The 18,522-nt window shown below is 66.9% G+C and carries 16 protein-coding genes; 10 read left to right on the top strand and 6 right to left on the bottom strand.

All coding sequences use genetic code 11. From position 1 onward, the window contains the following. Positions 1-9 precede the first annotated feature (9 nt). The 6 genes from flgE to ACW177_RS14015 all read left to right on the top strand — a co-directional run bounded on the left by flgE (position 10) and on the right by ACW177_RS14015 (position 6,523). On the top strand, positions 10-1,275 hold the full coding sequence (gene flgE / locus ACW177_RS14040; RefSeq protein ID WP_492026294.1) for a flagellar hook protein FlgE: 1,266 nt from the start codon (positions 10-12) through the stop codon (positions 1,273-1,275). Beyond that, positions 1,275-1,595 (top strand): hypothetical protein, encoded by a 321-nt coding sequence (locus ACW177_RS14035; RefSeq protein ID WP_492026293.1) that lies wholly within the window; start codon positions 1,275-1,277, stop codon positions 1,593-1,595. Before flgE ends, ACW177_RS14035 begins: the two co-directional genes overlap by 1 nt. Continuing rightward, a complete protein-coding gene (flgK, locus tag ACW177_RS14030) occupies positions 1,592-3,286 on the top strand; it encodes a flagellar hook-associated protein FlgK (protein WP_492026292.1) in 1,695 nt (564 codons plus the stop codon). Before ACW177_RS14035 ends, flgK begins: the two co-directional genes overlap by 4 nt. Next, positions 3,283-4,149 carry a flagellin gene (locus ACW177_RS14025; RefSeq protein WP_492026291.1) on the top strand — a complete coding sequence of 289 codons (867 nt, stop codon included), beginning with the start codon at positions 3,283-3,285 and terminating at the stop codon, positions 4,147-4,149. The genes flgK and ACW177_RS14025 overlap by 4 nt, the downstream gene beginning before the upstream one ends. Positions 4,150-4,440: 291 nt before the next feature. Beyond that, the gene (locus ACW177_RS14020; RefSeq protein ID WP_492026290.1) at positions 4,441-5,121 is read left to right on the top strand and encodes a response regulator; all 681 of its coding nucleotides are present in this window, start codon (positions 4,441-4,443) and stop codon (positions 5,119-5,121) included. A gap of 4 nt (positions 5,122-5,125) precedes the next feature. Beyond that, a complete protein-coding gene (locus ACW177_RS14015) occupies positions 5,126-6,523 on the top strand; it encodes an ATP-binding protein (protein ID WP_492026289.1) in 1,398 nt (465 codons plus the stop codon). A 56-nt stretch (positions 6,524-6,579) separates the two neighbouring features. On the opposite strand, the gene ACW177_RS14010 is transcribed toward ACW177_RS14015, so the two are convergent. Next, positions 6,580-8,685 carry a sensor histidine kinase gene (locus tag ACW177_RS14010; RefSeq protein WP_492026288.1) on the bottom strand — a complete coding sequence of 702 codons (2,106 nt, stop codon included), beginning with the start codon at positions 8,683-8,685 and terminating at the stop codon, positions 6,580-6,582. Positions 8,686-8,968: 283 nt separating this feature from the next. Between ACW177_RS14010 and ACW177_RS14005 the strand changes: the two genes are divergently transcribed. After that, on the top strand, positions 8,969-9,172 hold the full coding sequence (locus tag ACW177_RS14005; protein ID WP_492026287.1) for a hypothetical protein: 204 nt from the start codon (positions 8,969-8,971) through the stop codon (positions 9,170-9,172). A gap of 188 nt (positions 9,173-9,360) precedes the next feature. Here ACW177_RS14005 and ACW177_RS14000 read toward each other — a convergent pair whose 3' ends face one another. The 4 genes from ACW177_RS14000 to ACW177_RS13985 form a co-directional block, all read right to left on the bottom strand. Then, positions 9,361-9,537, bottom strand: a complete 177-nt coding sequence (locus tag ACW177_RS14000) for a hypothetical protein (protein ID WP_492026286.1) — start codon at positions 9,535-9,537, stop codon at positions 9,361-9,363. A gap of 100 nt (positions 9,538-9,637) precedes the next feature. Next, positions 9,638-10,147, bottom strand: coding sequence for a GNAT family N-acetyltransferase (locus tag ACW177_RS13995; RefSeq protein ID WP_492026285.1), 510 nt, complete (start codon positions 10,145-10,147; stop codon positions 9,638-9,640). Beyond that, positions 10,144-12,237, bottom strand: a complete 2,094-nt coding sequence (locus tag ACW177_RS13990; protein WP_492026284.1) for a S46 family peptidase — start codon at positions 12,235-12,237, stop codon at positions 10,144-10,146. Before ACW177_RS13990 ends, ACW177_RS13995 begins: the two co-directional genes overlap by 4 nt. Positions 12,238-12,432: 195 nt before the next feature. Continuing rightward, positions 12,433-14,520 (bottom strand): S46 family peptidase, encoded by a 2,088-nt coding sequence (locus ACW177_RS13985; RefSeq protein ID WP_492026283.1) that lies wholly within the window; start codon positions 14,518-14,520, stop codon positions 12,433-12,435. Positions 14,521-14,731: 211 nt separating this feature from the next. Between ACW177_RS13985 and ACW177_RS13980 the strand changes: the two genes are divergently transcribed. From ACW177_RS13980 to ACW177_RS13970, 3 genes are read left to right on the top strand one after another with little or no spacing between them, the layout of a single operon-like run. Continuing rightward, a complete protein-coding gene (locus tag ACW177_RS13980) occupies positions 14,732-15,904 on the top strand; it encodes an ABC transporter permease (RefSeq protein ID WP_492026282.1) in 1,173 nt (390 codons plus the stop codon). Further along, positions 15,901-16,668, top strand: a complete 768-nt coding sequence (locus tag ACW177_RS13975) for an ABC transporter ATP-binding protein (protein WP_492026281.1) — start codon at positions 15,901-15,903, stop codon at positions 16,666-16,668. Before ACW177_RS13980 ends, ACW177_RS13975 begins: the two co-directional genes overlap by 4 nt. Positions 16,669-16,703: 35 nt before the next feature. After that, positions 16,704-17,708 carry an HlyD family secretion protein gene (locus tag ACW177_RS13970; RefSeq protein ID WP_492026280.1) on the top strand — a complete coding sequence of 335 codons (1,005 nt, stop codon included), beginning with the start codon at positions 16,704-16,706 and terminating at the stop codon, positions 17,706-17,708. 9 nt (positions 17,709-17,717) lie between these two features. Here ACW177_RS13970 and ACW177_RS13965 read toward each other — a convergent pair whose 3' ends face one another. Next, a complete protein-coding gene (locus ACW177_RS13965) occupies positions 17,718-18,515 on the bottom strand; it encodes a crotonase/enoyl-CoA hydratase family protein (RefSeq protein ID WP_492026279.1) in 798 nt (265 codons plus the stop codon). Positions 18,516-18,522 lie beyond the last annotated feature (7 nt).

The following is an 18,522-nucleotide window of genomic DNA, read 5'->3' as shown; positions in this document are numbered from 1 at the left end:
GAACATTCCATGAGCCTTTCCGCCTCTCTTTCTTCGGCCGTTTCGGGCCTGACCGCGCAGAGCGCGGCTCTGTCGGCGATCTCCGAGAACATCGCCAACTCCTCCACCACCGGCTACAAGACCAAGGAGACCTCGTTCGAGGCCCTGGTCAGCGCCAGCATGAAGTCCAGCGCCGCCGCCGGCGGGGTGACCACTTCGATGAGCCGCGCCATGTCGGTTCAGGGCACGATTTCGACCAGCGCGACCGAGACCAACCTCGCGATCAACGGCTCGGGTTATTTTATCGTCGCGGACAACACCTCCGGCGCGACTTCCGACCTGGCCTATACGCGCAACGGCAGCTTCTCCACCGACGCCTCCGGCTATCTGGTCAACTCCGAGGGCTACTATCTGCAGGGCTACCCGACCGACGAGGACGGTAATGTCGTCGGCGGCGGCAGCTCGGGGCTGGAGACGATCAACCTCTCGAACCTGACCAGCCCGGCCGAGGCCACCTCTACCGTGAGCGTTTCCGCCATCCTTCCGGCCGAGGCGGCAGTGGGCGACACCTTCACCTCCACCGCTTCCGTCGTCGACAGTCTCGGCGCCACCAATATCGTCGATCAGACCTGGACCAAGACCGCCACCAACACCTGGACCTTATCGACGGGCGACCCCTATTCGGCGGCGACGGGCGAGAAGACAGGCACGGCCAGCGCCACGACGATCTCGATCACCTTCGACACTAGCGGGCTTCCCGCCACCATCAGCCCGGATCCGGCGGATGTGACCTTCAGCTTCACCAATGGCGCTGCGGACGCCACGGTGGAAATGGATCTGGGCGAAATCGGCTCATCCTCAGGCGTCACCCAGTCCGACTCCGGCGGTAACGAGCCCACCCTCACCGTCAACAGCATTTCCAACGACGGTATCGTCGCCGGATCTTTGACCAGCGTCGCCATAAATGACGGGGGCCAGGTAGAGGCGACCTTCAGCAATGGCCTGACGAAGACCATTTATCAGGTTCCGGTCGCGACCTTCGCCAATTCGGAAGGCCTGACCCAGGTTTCCGGCACGACCTTCAAGTCCACGAACCTCAGCGGATCGGCGACGATCAACCTGTCGGGCGTCGGCGCCTCGGGCAGTATCGTGGCCAGCGCCCTGGAAGGCTCGACCTCGGACACCGCGACCGAGTTCAATAAGATGATTGTGGCCCAGCAGGCCTATTCCGCCGCGTCCCAGGTCGTCGGCAGCGTCAAGGACATGTTCGACACCCTGATCTCCGTGGTGCGTTGATGGACGAGATCGGCCGTATCGTCGAACGGGCCGGGCGCTCGCGGCGCACCGGCTTCGATCGCCCCATCGTCGAAAGCTACGAACAGGCCGCTGCGATCGCGCGCGACCTGGCCGACCGGTTGGCGACCCTGCCTTGGTCTGACAAGGCCTTGCTGATCAGTGATGTCCGGCTGCTTGAAACCGCGTTGAAGCGACGGGCCGAAACCCTGCGGGCCGGCATGATCGAAACCTCGGCGGAGATTGTGCGGCTGAATCGCGGGACTGGAGCGGCGGGCGCCTATGCGGCCGGCGGACGGCTGGGCGCGCGGAGGCGGAAATGAGCCTGACCGGAGCCCTCGCCAACGCTTCAGCCGCGCTGACGACGTCTCAGTATCAGATTGCTCTGAGCAATACCAATGTCGCCAACGCCAGCACTGACGGCTACACGACCAAGACCTATTCGGCGACGACCCAGACGACGACCCTGGCGCTCAGCACGGGCGAGGTGTCGCGCGTCACCGACACCTATATGCAGAAGTCGTTGATCACCAGCAGCGCCTCGGCCGGTTACGCCGAGACGGTCGACAGCTATCTTGCGCGTTACGACACCGTCCTGGGCGACACCTCCAGCGGCGGCGACATCGCCAGCCTGACTTCGGCGCTGGTGACCGATCTCACCAGCCTGTCCGCAGGCACGGGCGACACCGACGCCGCCGCCGTAGTCAGCGCCGCGACCGAACTCGCCGACGGCCTGCGCACCTTGTCGACCGGCGTGCAGGATCTTCGATCAGACGCCGACGCAGCGATCGCGACGACGGTCGATGAGGTGAATGGTCTGTTGCAGGAGATCGACAGCCTGAACGATCAGATCGTATCGGGGCAGGGCGATCAGGCCAGCCTTGCGGATTCGCGCGATACGGCCTTGCAGACGCTGTCGGGCCTGATCGGCGTCACCAGCTATACGGACACCACGGGCCGACTGAATGTCTATGCCGGAGGGCAGATGCTGGTCGGAACGACCGTCAGCACCCTGTCGTTCACCGCGTCCGGGACCGTGACCTCCGAGTCCACCTATCCGACGAGCCTTTCCGGCGTCAGCGTCAACGGGCGGGACGTGACCTCCAGCCTGAGCGGGGGCGAGCTTGGAGCCCTGATCGATCTGCGCGACGAGATACTGCCGGCTGAGCAGGACGCACTGGACAGTCTGGCGACGAACCTGATCTCGGCCCTCAACACGGCCGCCTCCACCGGCTCCGCCTCACCGCCCGGAAGCCTGACCTCGACGACCGCCGTCACGGCGGACACGCCCCTTTCGCTGACCGGAACCCTGGGCGTGGTGCAATCGACCACAGGCGGCGTCGCCACCGCCATCGACCAGATCGACCTGTCGTCCGTCACCACCGTTGGGGAACTGGTGGATGCGTTGAATGGCGTCAGCGGGGTGAGCGCGAGCATAACCGACGGCAAGCTGACCATCTCGAGCAGTTCGGGCGGCGTCGTTCTGGACTCCTCCGTCGCCCTGACCGACACGGGCGAGACCCTATCCGACTGGATGGGCTTCAACGACGTCTTTTCCGGCGACGACGCCTCCAATATTCGCGTCTCGTCCGCCCTTTCGGCGAACCCCAGCCTTCTGGCGACGTCGAGCCTGGATACCACCGCCACAGTCGGTCAGACGGCCGTGGCCTCGGGCGGGACCGGCGGCAGCACGGCCCTGCTGACGGCCATGACCGAAGACAGGTCCTTCGCGAAATCCGGAAACCTGTCTGCGCGCAGCCGCAGCCTGTCGGATTATGCGACGGATGTCTTGTCCAGCGCCGCGACGACCGTATCGACCGCGGCCAGCACCGCCACCAGCGCCACGGCCCTGCGGGACGGCTACGCCAACAGTTTGAGTAACACGACAGGCGTGAACCTGGACGAGCAGACCGCCTTGGTCAGCCTGTATCAGCAACAGTACGAAGTCACGGCCCAGCTGATGTCGGCCATCCAGGACATGTACGACGCCTTGATCAGCATGGTGGCGTCATGATCGGGCGGGTCTCCACCTTCAGTCAGACGTTGTATGCTCTGGACCGGACCATGGTCAGTCAGGCGCGGCTGGCGGATGTTCAGGCGCAGACGGCGTCGGGGCTGAAGAGCGACACCTTTGGCGGTTATGGGGCGGCGACCAGTTCCATCGCGCGCTACGAGGGCGAGATCGCTGCGGCGGACGTCGAGTCCGCCAGCGCCACCAGCGCCCTCAATGTGGTCGAGGAGTCCTATTCGGCGCTTGGATCGATCTCTGATCTGACCCAGGATATTCTGTCCTCGCTGGCCACCTACGGCGAGGAAAGCACCACTCTGTCTTCGCTCGCCAGTGGTTGGCTCGATGATCTGGAAAGCGTGCTGAACACCACATATGGCGATCAGGCCCTGTTCGCCGGCGACGCCTTGGACGCGCAGGCCGTGGATCTGGACGCCTGGGATGCGGCGGATGCGGACGCCTATTACACGGGCTCCGGGACAACGCGCGCCTATACGACCTCGGACGGTCAGGTTCTGTCGCTGTCGGTTAAAGCCTCCGACCCGGCGATAAGCTCCCTGATCGACACCTTGAAGGGTTTGGAGGCTGGAACCATGTCCAGCGCGGACGCCCTCGACGCCGTTCAGGCCTCGGGGTCCGACATCGGCGTGATGCGCGCCTCCCTCTCTTCCACCGCCTCACGTCTGGAACGGATTTCCGAACAGGCCACGGCCCGCAGCGACTCTCTGACCACCGTGGTCAGCACGCTGAAGGAGGCCGATCTCGCCGAGGCCTCGGTCCTCAGCACCCAATACGAGACCCTGCTGCAAACCTCCTATTCGACCCTGAACATCCTGATGTCCGTCAAGTTGTCCGACTATCTGAGGTAGGGTCGCTCTTTTGCCCTGTCAGGCGCTCGAGCAATGTAGCGATAGACACTACAGATCTGCAGTCGATTGGTTGGGCTTTACAAAACAGGTCGGGCGGCGGATTTATTCGCCGCCCCTTTTTCGTGTCCCGAGCGCACGAAAGGATGTGTTTGGCGGGGTTTGGAACATAAATTCGCTCTTAGTGACCGCTAGTAAAGTGTTTACGAGGCAGTTTTGTTTCCATTCTGAAACAAACGGCCATTCAGACGAGGGTCATTGATGTTGGAAAGCAGCGCCTCCCGGATATTGGTCGTGGACGATGACGCGGGTATTCGCGATGTCCTGGGCGACTATCTCTCGCAGCACGGATTCATCGCCTACCAGGCCGGCTCGGCCAGCGAGATGGATGAGGTCCTGGCCAGCACGCCGGTCGATCTGATCGTTCTGGACATGATGATGCCGGGCGAGGACGGTCTGTCCGTCTGTCGCCGGATGTCGGGCAAGGGCGCGCCGATCCTGATGCTGAGCGCCATGAGCGAGGAGACCGATCGGATCGTCGGTCTGGAGCTGGGCGCCGCCGACTATATCGGCAAGCCTTGCAACCCCCGTGAACTTCTGGCCCGCGTCCGCGCCGTCTTGCGGCGTCAGGATACAGCGCAATCGCCGATGTCCGGCACGGTCGTGACCTTCCTGGGCTGGCGTCTTGACCGGGTCCGTCGCGAGATCACGACGCCGAGCGGGCAGGAAGTCACCCTGTCGCGCAGCGAGTTCGTCATGCTGGAGATGCTGGTCGAGAACGCCGGCCGCATCGTGCGTCGCGAACAGCTTCTGGCCCACGCCCGCGCCGCCGGTCGTGACGTGAACGAACGCGCCATGGACGTGCAGATCAGCCGGCTGCGCCGCAAGCTGAACGAGGAAGACAGCAAGGAGCTGATCGTCACCGTGCGGGGCGAGGGCTATCTGTTCGACGCCGTGGTCGAAAACGACCACTGACGCCATGAGGCGCCTGCGGCCACCGACTGTCCTGCTGCAGGTGGCCTTGCTGGCTGTCGTGGCGGTGATCGCCACGCAGTTGGTCACGCTCACTCTTGTCTTCTTGGCGCCGGCGCCTCAGCCGGCCGGCTATACGTTGGCGGCCGCATCGAACGCCCTGCGCGGTTTGGCGGCCAAGACTTCGGATGGTCGGACGCTGCTACGCCGGCTTGAACCGGATGCGCCGTTCGCGCAGGAGCGAGACCCGCTCTCCGAGGCCATCGCCCGCTCCCTGGCCAGCGAGTTGCGGCGCGATGTCTCGGCGGTGCATGTGCGAATGGACCGGGGCGGCCGCCCTTGGATCCCCCGACTTCCGCCGCCTCAGGACCGCCGCGCCCCAGGGCGTCCGCCGTCGCATCTCGGTAACGATGAATGGCTGGGCGGGGTGCGGATCGGGGTGCTTTCGGATCAGATCGCCTTCCCGCCTTTCCTGGCCACGGTTCGGATGGACGATGGGCGATGGGCCACCATCGCGCCGCCCAAGGGATGGCTGGCGCCTTGGCAGGTCGCGCTGCTGGTCAGCATGCTGCTCAGTCTGATCCTGCTGTCGCCGTTGATCTGGTGGATGGCTCAAAGGCTGGCGCGTCCGATCCGGCGGTTCGCCCAGGCCGCAGAACGGCTCGGCGCCGATCCCGATGCGGCGCCGTTGTCGGCCAACGGCCCCAACGAGGTGCGGTTGGCGATTTCGGCCTTCAACGACATGCAGGCCAAGCTGCGGGAACATATCGCACGGCGCACCCATACGGTGGCCGCGATCGCGCATGATCTGCGCACGCCCCTGACCCGGCTGCGATTCCGCATCGAGATGATGCCGCCTGAACAGCAGCGCCAGGCCATTCGCGACATCGAGGAGATGGACGTCCTGATCGCCCAGGCGATGCAGTTCGTCAAAGGCCAGTTCGACGTCGGGCATACCGAGACGCTGGATTTCGGCGACCTGGTGCAGGACATGGCCGCGCTTTACCTCGACACCGGGGCGGAGGTCGTCGTCGTTGCAGACGCCGGGCTGGAGGTTCGCGGCGATCCGGGCGTTCTCAGACGCGGGCTGTCGAACCTGATGGACAATGCGATCGGACATGCCGGCGCGGTGTCGGTGCGGGTCAGCGCCGAGGACGGGCGGGCGGTGGCGTGGATCCAGGACAGAGGCCCCGGCATACCTGAGGATCAGCTGGAGCGGGTGTTCGATCCCTTCTTCCGCCTGGAGGCGTCGCGCAATCGCAAGACGGGCGGGGCGGGCCTGGGCCTGTCGATCGCCCGTCACGCAGTGCGCGCCCATGGCGGCGATCTGACCCTGGCCAATGCGCCAGGGGGCGGCCTGATCGCCACCCTGTCGCTGCCCTTGATCGCGACCGAAGCGGCTTAGGCCCGCCTTCGCTTCGAGGTCCGTCTTCGCTTCGAGGTCCGGTCTTCGCTTCGAAGTCAGGCCGCCGCCGGGAGGCGGACTTCGGCGGTTAGGCCTTCATGCGACTTCAGCCGGATCGTGCCGCCATGGGCCAGAACGATTGAGCGGCTGTTGGCCAGGCCCAGACCCATGCCCGACGCGTCGCTGGCGACCGCATGGGGCGCCCGGTAGAAGGGCTTGAACACCCGTTCCAGTTCGCTGTCCGGCAGGCCCGGCCCAAAGTCGCGAACGGTGGCGATGGCTTCACCGCCGTCCTTGTCCAACCGGACCACCGCCCGACCGCCGTACTTGACCGCATTGTCCAGCAGGTTGGCGAACACCCGGTTCAGGGCGACGGCGTCGGCCTGAACCTCGATCGCCTCGCCGGGTTCGATGGCGACGTCGGCGCCGCCGGCGATGGCGTTCTTCACGGCCTCGTCAAGCAGGGTGCGCAGGTCGAGGCGCTCGCGCGCGCCGCCTTCGGCCTGGTCGCGCATGAAGGCCAGGACCGAGCTGATCATGGCCTCCATCTGGTCCATGTCGCTTTCGAAGCCGGGCTTCAGCTTGTCGGGGGCGGCCTCCAGCCGGAACCGCATCCGGGTCAGGGGGGTGCGCAGGTCGTGGGAGATGGCGCCGATCATGGCGGTGCGATCCTCCACATAGCGTTTCAGCCGGGCCTGCATCAGGTTGAAGGCGGCGGCGGCGCGGGCGATCTCGGCGGAGCCGCCTTCGACGGTGGCGGGGGCGGATGGATCGCGGCCGAGACGTTCGGCGGCGTCGGCGAAGCTGCGCAAGGGGGCGGCCAGGCGGCGGACGAACAGCCAGCCCAGAGGCGCCACCAGGACGAAGGACAACAGGAACCACAGCATGACGCGGCTCTGCCAGGCGGTGGGGAAGGCCTCAGGCCGTGGCTTGACCACGATCCAGCGGTCTCCGATCCGTTGAGCGGCGATGAAGTCGCCTTCGACATAGCCTGCGGGGGCGGGAGCGAAGAGACCGCGGCGCACGGGCGCCGGGGCTGAGGCCACGTCCGCCGGCATCATATCTGCGGCTTCGGCGGTTTCGACGGTCTGCGGCGACTCGGCCGCGAGAGCCGGCAGGGCGGAAGGCGCGGCGGCGGGGCGGGCTGATGCGACCGCCACCGGCGCAGGCATGGAGGCGGCTTCAGACGGGGGAGGCGCCGGCGTCCGGTCGAGGCTCGGAGCGTGGGCGTCAGGAGTCGCTGACGGAGCGGTGTAGGTGGTCGAGACCCCGACCGTCGTCATCGTCCCAGAGGACGGGGTGATGTTGCGGCGACGGGCCGCGAGGGCGGCCGCCATGGCGCGGCCCATGCCGACGCCCCCCGGCGTCAGCGTCGCGCCGTCGTTGGGCTGACCTGCGGGACGCAGCCGGTCCGCGGCGCCGGTCGGCGGCAGGTTGACACGTGAGGCCGTTGGACGGGCCAGCCGGTTCTGAGCCCCGGCCCAGGGCGGGGTTCGTGCGCCGCCCGCCGCCCGATCAGCCGCCATACGTGCCGCCTGGCCTGCGGTCTGGCGCGCAGTCTGGCCGCCCAGCGCCCCCCGTCGGGCCGCCTCGTTGAAGCCGTTCTGAGAGAAACCCGAGGGCGGGAAACCCGCGCCGGGAGCGCCGAGAAAGGGTGCGGTCGGGCGCCCCGACTGGCGCGCGCGGATCAGCAGGGGGTTGCTGGCGCCGACCGGTATGAAGGAGGCGGCGACGATGGTGGGAGGCGCCGCGGCCGGGGGGGCAGCCTTGGGCGAGGGCCCATCCTTGGGCAGTCGCGGCGTCATCGGCTGAGCGCCGGCGGGAAGCGGCACATAGAACATCAGGACGACGTCGGACGGGGCGGCGTCCAGCAGGGCGGCGAGGCGGTCGCGGGGGCCGACGGCGCTAAGCCAGCCTGGACCTTCGGCGCGCGGGGCCTGGTAGGCGATCTGGCGCAACAGGGGGCGGGCGTCATGGGCCTGGACCGACTGGCCGCGCATGGCCTTGGCGATGTCCTCCAGGCTGTGCTGAGCCGGGGGCTGGGGCGGGAAGGTCAGGGTCAGGACCAGGGTGACGCCTTGGGCGACGATCAGAACAACGACCACCAGCAACATGACGTGGCCGGCGATGGGCATCGGAGGCAGGCGGAACCTGTCCTTCATCCGCAAACCCATACGAACCGGTTTCGGTCTGTCTGCCATCCCCTGACCTTCACTATGGCGCTCTCATCGACTCAAACGAAACAGCCGAGCCTGTAGCATTGCAGGAAAGCGGGGTCTTGCGTCGCGGCTAAGGCGAGTTTGATGCGATATTGCAATGAAGCGGGGCCGTTGTGCGGCGCACCAAGGCGCAGGAGTCATCCACAAGGTCGAGGACGATGCGTGTTCCGCATTTGTTCGCTGTGTGATTTAAGGCCTGGCGGTCGGCGGCGTGACGGAGGATCAGATGAACGACGGAATCCTGGCCGATATGATGGCCGAGCTGGATGCGGAACTGGCGCGGGCGGAAATGTTCCTGCCGGAACATCCCGAACAGACGCGGCAGACGGAGGTGATGCGCGCTTTGGCCCTGGGTCTGGGCAATTTCGAACGGATGCGGGCGCACGAGGTGCATCTGCTGGCGGCGCGGCTGTCGCCCCGTCGGGGGTGAGGGAAGTCGGGGGTGAGGGAAGTCGGGGATTATAGACCCGCCCTGACCGGCGCCGGGTTCGGGGCCGATTTTATTTTCAAGGTCTGGAAAAGGCCGGGGTTTGTTTTCCGAATTGCGCGCGGATGGTTGGCGCGCGGCGCATCCGGCGTGGGCCCTCCGGTCGAACCGGAGGGCGACATGGAGGGCGCTTAGGGCTGACGCTTGAAGGTGTCGCCGACTTCGGTTGCGTCCGGCCCGTCCGGTCCGGCGCTGCGCCGTTCCTGTTCGCCCACCTTCTTGACGTCGGCCTCTGGCGTCAGGGCGTCCGGCTTGCCCAAGGGTTCGGCGCCGTTTTTCTTTCGGCCCTCGGTTTGAATACGGTCCATGTGGATCTCCCTTTCCGAGACGGAGCGCGGGGGATGGGAGAGGGTTCCGAATCTTCGACCCGAGCGATTGTCAGGCCTTAAAGACAAGACAAGCGTTGGGTTACAGCCCCTTTTCCAACACCACGAAGTCCAGCTCCGGCCGGGGCGGATCGACGGGGAAGGGGCGGGTTTCGCCGGTGGGGCGGTAGCCGCGGCGTTGGTACCAGGCGATCAGTTCGGCGCGGCGGTGGATGACGGTCATCTCCATGCGGCGGGCGGCGAAGCGGGCGACGGCCTCGGTCTCGGCGGCGGCCAGCAGGCGGCGGCCCAGGCCGGAGGCCTGAAGGGTCGGCTCGACGGTCAGCAGGCCGAGATAGGTCCGGTCGTCGCCGACGCGGGCGACCTGGACGCAGCCGACCAGGGCTGTGTCCCGATGGGCCAGCAGGATGACCCGGTCGGGATCGGCGATCAGGGCCGACAATTCTTCTGCGCTGGTGCGGGTGTCGAACAGCAGATCGGCCTCGTGCGTCCAGCCGGCCTTGGCCGTCTCGCCGCGATAGGCGCGTTCGATCAGGGGATGAAGCGCGGCGACGTCGTCAGGCGTCGCCGCGCGGAAGGCGATGTCGCTCACCGCTCCCGGTCTGGGGAAACGCCCAGCTCCCGCACCAGATGGTCCATGCCGTAGACGTCGCGCAGGGCCACGGTGACGGCCTGGGTGGTGACGATGACGCTGCGGTTGACGGCGCGGTCGTAGCCGTAGGCGTTGCGCTGGGTCAGGACGGTGGAGTCGAAATTGGCGCCGATGATCTCGCCCTTCGCATTGATGGCGGGCGAACCCGACGAGCCGCCGATGGTGTCGGTCGAGACGGCCATGTCCATGACGGCGGTCGGGTCGATCCGGTCCTTGGCCGCGAGAAGTTTGGGCGCGACGGCGAAGGGCTCGGCGCCGGTGGCGCGGTCCCACAGGCCGGCGAAGGTGGTGAAGGCGGCGAACCGCTGACCCGGCACGTCCGAGCCTTCGACCTGGCCATAGGTCAGGCGAAGCGTGCCGGTGGCGTCGGGATAGACGGCGTCGCCATAGGCGGCGAAGCGGGCGGCGGCCAACTGTTCCGAGGCGCGGTCGGTCGGGGCCTGGACCCGCGTCTCCCAGGCGTCGCGAACGGCGCGGGCGTCGGCGTCGATCGCCAGGGCGTATTGGATCATCGGATCGGTCGAGGCCTGGATCGCGGCGAGACCGCCGGTCCACAGGGCGCGGCGCACAGCCGGGTCGGCCAGGGTCGTGCCGGCGACGACGCGGGCCGACAGGGTCTCGGGGCTTTCCTTGCCCAGCAGGGTGCGGACCGAAGGGTTGTCGACCGTCAGCCATTCGCGGGTCTTGGACAGCCACCATTCCAGCCGGATCTGCTCAAGCTCGGGATAGGTGGGGCGTTCGGCGAACAGGCGGGACTCGACGCCCGACAGACGGCTGTCGGCGAACTCGGGCAGGCGCTGGTCTGACGGCTTGGCCCGCTCCTGGGCGCCGCGCACCAGGGTGCGGGCATAGGCGAACAGTTGCGACCCGCCGGCGACCGAGGTCGTGCCCAGGCCGGTCCCGCCCTCGAGCAGGGCCATGGACGGATAGAGTTCACGGGCGACGGGCTGGACCGTGCTGAGCGTGGACCAGGGATCGACGCCGGATGAGGCGGCGCGGGCGCGGAAGTCGGTTTCCTGCGCCGCCTTGGTGGCCATGAAGGCCGGATCGATCAGGGCGGCCATCCGGCCGCGGCCGCGCTTGTAGGTGTTCTCAAGGCCGACGATGGGGTCCATGGCGATGAAGGCCTGCTCCTCGCCCTCTTCCGAATAGCGGATCAGCCGGCCGCGCAGTTCGGAGGCGATCAGCTGGTCCAGAGGCAGGACCACGTCGCGGATGGTGGTCAGCTGGTCCATGGTCAGCAGGCGCTGGGTCGAGCCGGGATTGCCGGAGATGAAGACGGCCTCGCCCTGCGTCGGCTTGTTCGGGTTCCAGGCGAAATGGGTCGATGTGACCGCAGGCTCGCCGTCCTCGTACAGGCGGATGAAGGCCGCATCGATGGCGAAGCGCGGGAAGGAGAAGTTGTCCAGATCGCCGCCGAAGGTGGCGGCGCGATCCTCGGGCGCCCAGGCCAGGCGGACGTCGGAATATTTGCGGTACTTGTAGAGTTTGAACTGGCCGCCCCGGTAAAGGCTGACGACCTGGCAGCGGATCTTGGGATCATTGCCGCAGGCTTGGCTTTCGATCCGGCCGGCCTCGGCGTCGCGGGCCTGGGTGAAGGCCTGGCCTTCAAGGCCGGCGCCGGCCTTGTGCATCCGCTCGGTCACGTCGCTGATGTCGGTCAGGATTTCAGCCGTGGCGCCGGGGCATTTCAGCTCCTCCTCGCGCGACTTCGGCGTGAAGCCGGTCTCGGCATAGTTGACCTGGGGCGTGGACAGGTTGGCGACGCAGGTGGCGACGCAGTGGTTGTTGGTCATCACCAGGCCCTGGCCCGAGACCACGCCCGCCGAACAGCCGCCGAACTTCACCGAGGACAGACGGACACGGTCCAGGAAGGCCTGGTCGATGTCGGTTCCCAGCGCCTGGTTGGCGCGGGCAATGGGGAAGTTGTCGTAGGTCCACATGCCTTCTTCGGCGCTGGCCGATGAGGCGAAAGCGAGGACGGCGGCGGAGGCGAGAAGGGCGGCGGAGGCGAGGAGGGCGAGGCGCATGGGGTGGTCCTTGAAGTCTCCTCCCCATCGCTCCGCGATGGGGAGGTGGCGCGGCGCTTCTTCAGCGCCGTGACGGAGGGGCTCTGCGATACATGACAGGCGCCGGCGGGGTGGTGAAGAGCCCCTCCACCCCCGGCTTCGCCGGCGGTCCCCCTCCCCATTCGCAAGAGGCGAATGGGGAGGAGACGTTGGGTCTTACCGCCGAACGCCCAGTTCACGCAGCAGGCGGGGCTGGTTGTAGACGGTGCGGAGGGCCTCGGTGATGGCGGCGGTCGAGACCGTGACGGTGCGGTTCAGTTCGCCGTCGTAGCCGAAGCTGCCGCCCAGCGAGTGGATGTTGCCGTCGAAGGCCGCGCCGATGACTTCACCCTTGGCGTTGATCACGGGCGAGCCCGAGTTGCCGCCGATGATGTCGTTGGTCGAGACGAAGTCATAGACGGTCGACTTGTTGACCTTGCCCTCGGCCGCCAGCCAGTCTTCGGCCGCGTTGAAGGGCTCGGCGCCGGTGTTGCGCTCGTACAGACCCCCGATCTCGGTGAAGGGCGTCACCGTCACGCCGCGATAGGTCCAGCCCTTCACCTGGCCGTAGGACAGGCGCAGGCTGAAGGTGGCGTCGGGGTACAGGTTGGTCCCGTAAACCGCGAACCGGGCCTGGGCGATCTTTTCGGCCGCGCGGCCGGTCGGCGCCGAGACGGCGGACTCCCACTGGGTGCGGATCGCCTGGGCGGCGTCGTCGTTGGCGAGGACAAACGCGATCATCGGATCGCCCGAGGCGGCCAGTTGTTCGGGCGTCATGGCCAGATAGGCGGCGCGGGCCTGCGGATCGGCCAGGTTGGTGCCTTCGACCAGGCGCTGAGCGATCTGTTCCGGGCTTTCCTTGCCCAGCAGGGCCTTAACATTGGCGTTGTCCACGGTCAGATATTCGCGCGTCTTGGACAGCCAGAAGTCCACATAGATCTTCTCGATGTCTTTCGAGATCGGGGCGTCCTGGGTCAGGCGGCGGCCCAGGGCGGCGATGTCGGCCTCCGAATAGCCGGCGCGGCGTTCGGCCGCCGGCTTGGCCCGTTCCTTGGAGGCGCGAACAATGGCCTTGGCGTAGCTGTACAGCTGCGAGCGGGGGCCGGATTCCAGCTGGCGATAGGGCAGATAGAGGTCGCGTTGGGCGGCGACGGCGCGCTCCAGCTCGGCCCACGGATCGCCGATGCGTGCGGCCAGGGCCGGATCGGCGGCGACGCGTTGACGCAGTTCCTGCTCTTCGGCGCGCTTCTTGGCCATGAAGGCCGGGTCGGTCAGGGCGCCCTGCTGGCCGTAGGAGACCTTGAAGCCGTTCTCAAGGCCGAAGATCGGATCGACCGAGACGCGCTTGGCCTCTTCACCGGTGGTCGCATATTCCAGCAGGCGGCCGCGCAGTTCGGAGGTCTGGATCAGGCTGATCGGCAGCTGCTGGTCGCGCAGCGCTTCCAGCTGGGCCATGGTCAGCAGGCGCGAGGTCGAGCCGGGGTTGCCGGCGACGAAGGTGACGTCGCCTTCCTTGGGCGCATTGGGGTTCCAGACCAGGTGGTTCGGGGTGGCGACCGGCTTGCCATCCTCGTAGATGCGCAGGAAACCGCTATCCAGCGCATAGCGCGGGAAGTTGAAATTGTCCGGATCGCCGCCGAAGAAGGCCGCCTGGAACTCGGGCGCGAAGACCAGGCGCACGTCGTCATATTTGCGGAACTTGTACAGTTTGTACTGGCCGCCGCGGTACAGGCTGATCACCTGGCAGGTCAGCTTCTGGTCGTCGCCGCAGACTTCCTTCTGGATCTTGTCGATCTCGGCGGCGCGCGCGCGGACGAAGGCGGCGCCCTCAAGCCCGGCGCCGGCGCCGACGACCCGGTCGGTGACGTCGGTGATGTCGGTCAGGATCTCGGCCGTCTGGCCGGGGCATTTCTTCTCTTCCTCACGGGTGGCGGGCATCCAGCCGTTCTTGACGTAGTCGTTCTGGGCGTCCGACAGATCCTGGACGCAACCGACGACGCAGTGGTGGTTGGTCAGGATCAGACCTTCGCCCGAAACCAGCGAGGCCGAGCAGCCTTGCAGGCGGACGGCGGCGTTGCGCACGCGGTCCAGCCAGGCCTGGTCGATGTTCGTGCCGTACTTCTCGTTCACCGTCGCGATGGGGAAGTTGTCGAAGGTCCACATGCCCTCGTCGGCGCGGGCCGGGGTCGCGGGGGCGGACAGGACGACGGTCGCGGCGCCCAGGGCGGCCAGCGAGGCGGTGAGACGAAGGGACGGCAACGACATTGAGGGGTTCCTACAGAGGACGGAACGCGGCGCTCCGTCTGTTATCTTGTAACTAGCGCCGTTTCGGCGGCGTCGCCAAGAGGGCGAGACGGCCTAAGTGGCTCGGCCGATCACCTGCACTGCGGCGCGCGACAAGCTTACCCCGATTTAACTTGGCGGTGAGGCGGCGCGCGCTCAGATAGGCAGACGTATCGGGGGTTTATCGACGACCATGTCGCTTGCGCTATCTACGCTGCTGTTCGAGTGGCGCCGCTATATGGCGGCGGTCATGGCCCTGGCCCTGTCGGGTTTGCTGGTCCTGGCGATGACGGGTGTCTTTATCGGTATCGGCAAGGGGTTCACCGCGACCATCGAACGGTCGGGCGCGGACATCTTCATCTTGCAGCCGGGCGCCAAGAGCCTGATCAACGGGCCGTCGGGCGTGCCACGCCGGTTCATTCCGCTGGCCTATAATCATCCCGAGGTGATCGAGGTCATGCCGCTGGACGGCGCCGGCGGCACCTTCCAGAACATCAAGGACGTCGATCCGACCAAGAGCCAGGCCGACAACGCCAGCCAGGGCGCCCCGCGTCAGAAGTTCGTCCAGGCCAGCATCATCGATACCCGTCCGGGGTCGGTGACCATTCCGACCGACTATTCCCAGGAACTGGTCGACGCCCTGCGCCAGCCCTACACGGTGGCGGTGGATGAAACAGCGTTGTCGACCCTGGGCGTCAAGCTGGGGGACAAGGCGCTGTACAACGGCCAGACGGTCACCATCGTCGGCGTGACCCGCGGCTATCCCAACATGATGCAGCCCGGCGTGGTGATGTCGCGCGACACCCTGCGGATGCTGGGTCAGGCGGACACCGGTCCGCGCGTCGGCCCGCTGATGATCAAGCTTCGCGACCCGGCCCGCGCGCCGATCGTCGTGGCCCAACTGAATGAAATAGGCGCCGGCCAGTGGAAGGCCTGGACCAAACAGCAACTGGCCGAGGCCAATGCGGGCGCCATGTTCGAGGAAGGCATTCTGGTCATCATCATCGGCGGCTGCGTCGTGCTGGGGATCATCATCGGCGTGGCCATCACCTGGCAGACGCTGCGCGGGGCCATCATGGCCAATATCAAGGAGTTCGCCTCGCTGCGAGCCTTGGGCGTGGGCATGGGCTCGCTGCGTCGGATCGTGGTCGAACTCAGCTTCTGGGTCGGGGTGGTGGGCGTGTTCGCCGCCATCTTCCTGACCTGGCTGGTGTCGCTGCTGGCCCAGGCCGGTGCGGTGATCATCGCCCTGCCGTTCAGTCTGCTGCTGGTCGTCGGGATCGGCTTGATCCTGATAGCCATGGTGTCCGGCCTGTTGTCGCTGGGCATTCTCAAGAACAGCCAACCGGCGGACCTGCTGCGATGAACGACATGTCATTCGGTCACACCAAGGTTCACGGCAAGCATGGCGACTTCGCCATCGAGGCCAAGGGTCTGGTCAAACGGTTCAAGTCCGGCAAGTCATGGGTCGAGGTGCTGAAGGGCGTCGATTTCGACGCACGGCACGGTGATCTGACCATGGTCATGGGACCGTCGGGTTCCGGCAAGTCGACCCTGATCGCGGCCCTGTCCGGCCTGCTGCGCCCCGAAGAGGGGCGGGTCGATGCACTGGATGTCGACGACCTGTGGAAATATTCGTCAGGTCGGATCGATCGGTTCCGGCTGGATAACTGCGGCTTCATCTTCCAGGGCTTCAACCTGTTCCCGGCCTTGACGGCGCTGCAGCAGGTCGAGACCGTGCTGAAGTTCCAGGGGCTGAGCTCGGGCCAGGCGAAGAAGCGCGCCACGACGGCTCTGGAAGAAGTCGGCCTGGGTCATCGTTTGCACCAGCGGCCCGCGGCCCTGTCGGGCGGCGAGAAGCAGCGGGTCGCCATCGCCCGCGCCCTGGCCAAGGATCCCAAGATCCTGTTCGCCGATGAACCGACCTCGGCCCTGGACGGCGAGAATGGCCAGGTGGTGATCAAGCTGTTGCGTCGCGCCGCCACCGAACACGGCGCCGCCGTGATCTGCGTGACCCACGACCCGCGCCTGGAGGCCTGGGCCGACCGGGTCATCCATATCGAGGACGGCAAGATCTTGGACGACCAGCGCCGCATACCCGATCCGAACGCCATCCTGGCGTCGCACTGAACAACAAGACAAATTTCTCCTAGGACGACACGCCCATGCCCGGCTTTCTGAAGAAAAAACGCACCTGGTTCGGCCTGCTGCTGGTCATCGTGGTGGTGGTCGGCTTCATGCTGTTCCAATCCTCGGCCAAGACCAAGAAGGCCGAACAGGAGAAGGCGGCCGCGACCAAGGTCGAGAGCCCGTATGCGGCCATCGCCAACGGCAAGGTCGATGTCGAGGGCGGCATCATCCAGATCGCGGCCCGTCGCGGCGGCATCGTCCGCGAGGTGCTGGTGCAGGAGGGCGACGCCGTCGTCGCCGGTCAGATCCTGGCCCGCCAGGAGGATGATGAACCGCGGCTGGCGGTGCAGAGCGCGGCCGCAGCGGTGGCCCAGGCCGAGAGCCAGTTGGCCCAGATCCGCGTCGATATCCGCACCGCCCAGCGCGAGCGTGACCGTCTGCAACGGCTGGTCGCCACCAACTTTGTCGCGGCCCAACGCATCGATCAGGCCGACGACCAGATCGCCGTGGCTCAGGCGCGTCTGGGGTCGCAGGCGGCGGCTGTGCAAACCGCGCGGGCCCAGTTGGAAGAGGCGCGCTATAATCAGGAGCTGACCATCATCCGCGCGCCCACCAACGGTCGAATCGTGCGCCGTTACGCCAACCCGGGCGCGGGCGCTTCGACCCTCAACGTCTCCAACATGTTCGATCTGGAGCCGGATGCGCCGCGCATCGTCCGCGCCGAGGTGGTCGAAAGCGATCTGCCCAACCTGCGCGACGGTCAGGCGGTCGAGATCACGCCGGAAGGCGACACCTCCAAGGTCTATATCGGCGCTGTGATGCGCCGGGCGGCGGTGTTCGGCGCCCGCAAACTGGCCTCGGACGATCCGTCGCAGCGCACCGATGAGCGGGTGGTCGAGGTCGTGGCCTCGGCCGGCGACGCGCCGCTGCTGATCGGCCAGCGCGTTCTGGTCAAGTTCATGAAGCCGGGCGAGACCGCCGGCGCCAAGCGCGCGGTCGCGGCCGGCGTCGGACCCAACCAGGCGATGCGCGCCCAGTAAGGAAACGGATCAGCGGCCGGTGAAATCTCCCGGCCGCTTGTCCAGCACGGCGGCGACGCCTTCCAGATGGTCGTCGGTCATATGGGCCAGAGCCTGCATTGCGGCCGACAGCTCCAGGATCTGTTCGAAGGTCTGGTCGCGACCCTGACGCATCAGGGTCTTGGCCATGCGCAGGGCCTGGGGCGGCTGGGCGGCGATCTGGCTGGCGGTGATCAGGGCCTCGTCCATCAGCTGATCGTGCGGCACGACGCGATTGACCAGGCCCCAGCGCTCGGCCGTCTCGGCGTCGATGCTGCGGCCGGTGAACAGCATTTCGGCGGCGCGGGCGTAGCCGACGTCGCGCGGCAGGCGCCAGGCCCCGCCGTCGCCGGGGATGATGCCCAACTTCAGGAAGGGCACGCCGAAGCTGGCGCGCTCCGACGCGATACGGATGTCGGCGGTGGCCGCGATGCCGCAGCCCAGGCCCATGGCCGGGCCGTTGACGGCCGAGACCAGCGGAATCTCTAGATCATACAGGCTGCGGACGATCCGGTGGACGACGCGGCGATAGCGGGCGCGGATGTCTGCGCCGGAGCCTTCGAACAGATCGCGCCGGTCGCGCATCGCGGTCAGGTCGCCGCCGGCGGAGAAGGCGCGACCTGCGCCCGTCAGGACCACGCATTTGACCGTCATGTCCGCATTGGCGCGGGCGCAGGCCTCGGCGAAGTCGTCGCCGTCTGTCAGGTCGGGCAGGGCGTTCAGCCGGGCCTCGCGGTCCAGCGTCCAGATCAGGATCGCGCCCTGGCGGGTTTCGGCGATCAGGCCCATGCTCGTC

This window comes from Brevundimonas sp. AVps23W (assembly GCF_058681395.1).
Note: the sequence above shows the minus strand (reverse complement) of the source record. Positions and strands in the feature narration are given on the sequence as shown.

What these genes read in the sequence shown, in the direction of transcription:
- ACW177_RS14015 (WP_492026289.1), top strand. Translation starts at nt 5,126, where the DNA reads ATGAGGCGCCTGCGGCCACCGACTGTCCTGCTGCAGGTGGCCTTGCTG.
- ACW177_RS13980 (WP_492026282.1), top strand. Translation starts at nt 14,732, where the DNA reads ATGTCGCTTGCGCTATCTACGCTGCTGTTCGAGTGGCGCCGCTATATG.
- flgE (WP_492026294.1), top strand. Translation starts at nt 10, where the DNA reads ATGAGCCTTTCCGCCTCTCTTTCTTCGGCCGTTTCGGGCCTGACCGCG.
- ACW177_RS13970 (WP_492026280.1), top strand. Translation starts at nt 16,704, where the DNA reads ATGCCCGGCTTTCTGAAGAAAAAACGCACCTGGTTCGGCCTGCTGCTG.
- ACW177_RS14010 (WP_492026288.1), bottom strand. Translation starts at nt 8,685, where the DNA reads ATGAAGGACAGGTTCCGCCTGCCTCCGATGCCCATCGCCGGCCACGTC.
- ACW177_RS13975 (WP_492026281.1), top strand. Translation starts at nt 15,901, where the DNA reads ATGAACGACATGTCATTCGGTCACACCAAGGTTCACGGCAAGCATGGC.
- ACW177_RS14035 (WP_492026293.1), top strand. Translation starts at nt 1,275, where the DNA reads ATGGACGAGATCGGCCGTATCGTCGAACGGGCCGGGCGCTCGCGGCGC.
- ACW177_RS13965 (WP_492026279.1), bottom strand. Translation starts at nt 18,515, where the DNA reads ATGGGCCTGATCGCCGAAACCCGCCAGGGCGCGATCCTGATCTGGACG.
- ACW177_RS13985 (WP_492026283.1), bottom strand. Translation starts at nt 14,520, where the DNA reads ATGTCGTTGCCGTCCCTTCGTCTCACCGCCTCGCTGGCCGCCCTGGGC.
- ACW177_RS14000 (WP_492026286.1), bottom strand. Translation starts at nt 9,537, where the DNA reads ATGGACCGTATTCAAACCGAGGGCCGAAAGAAAAACGGCGCCGAACCC.
- ACW177_RS14005 (WP_492026287.1), top strand. Translation starts at nt 8,969, where the DNA reads ATGAACGACGGAATCCTGGCCGATATGATGGCCGAGCTGGATGCGGAA.
- flgK (WP_492026292.1), top strand. Translation starts at nt 1,592, where the DNA reads ATGAGCCTGACCGGAGCCCTCGCCAACGCTTCAGCCGCGCTGACGACG.
- ACW177_RS14025 (WP_492026291.1), top strand. Translation starts at nt 3,283, where the DNA reads ATGATCGGGCGGGTCTCCACCTTCAGTCAGACGTTGTATGCTCTGGAC.
- ACW177_RS13990 (WP_492026284.1), bottom strand. Translation starts at nt 12,237, where the DNA reads ATGCGCCTCGCCCTCCTCGCCTCCGCCGCCCTTCTCGCCTCCGCCGCC.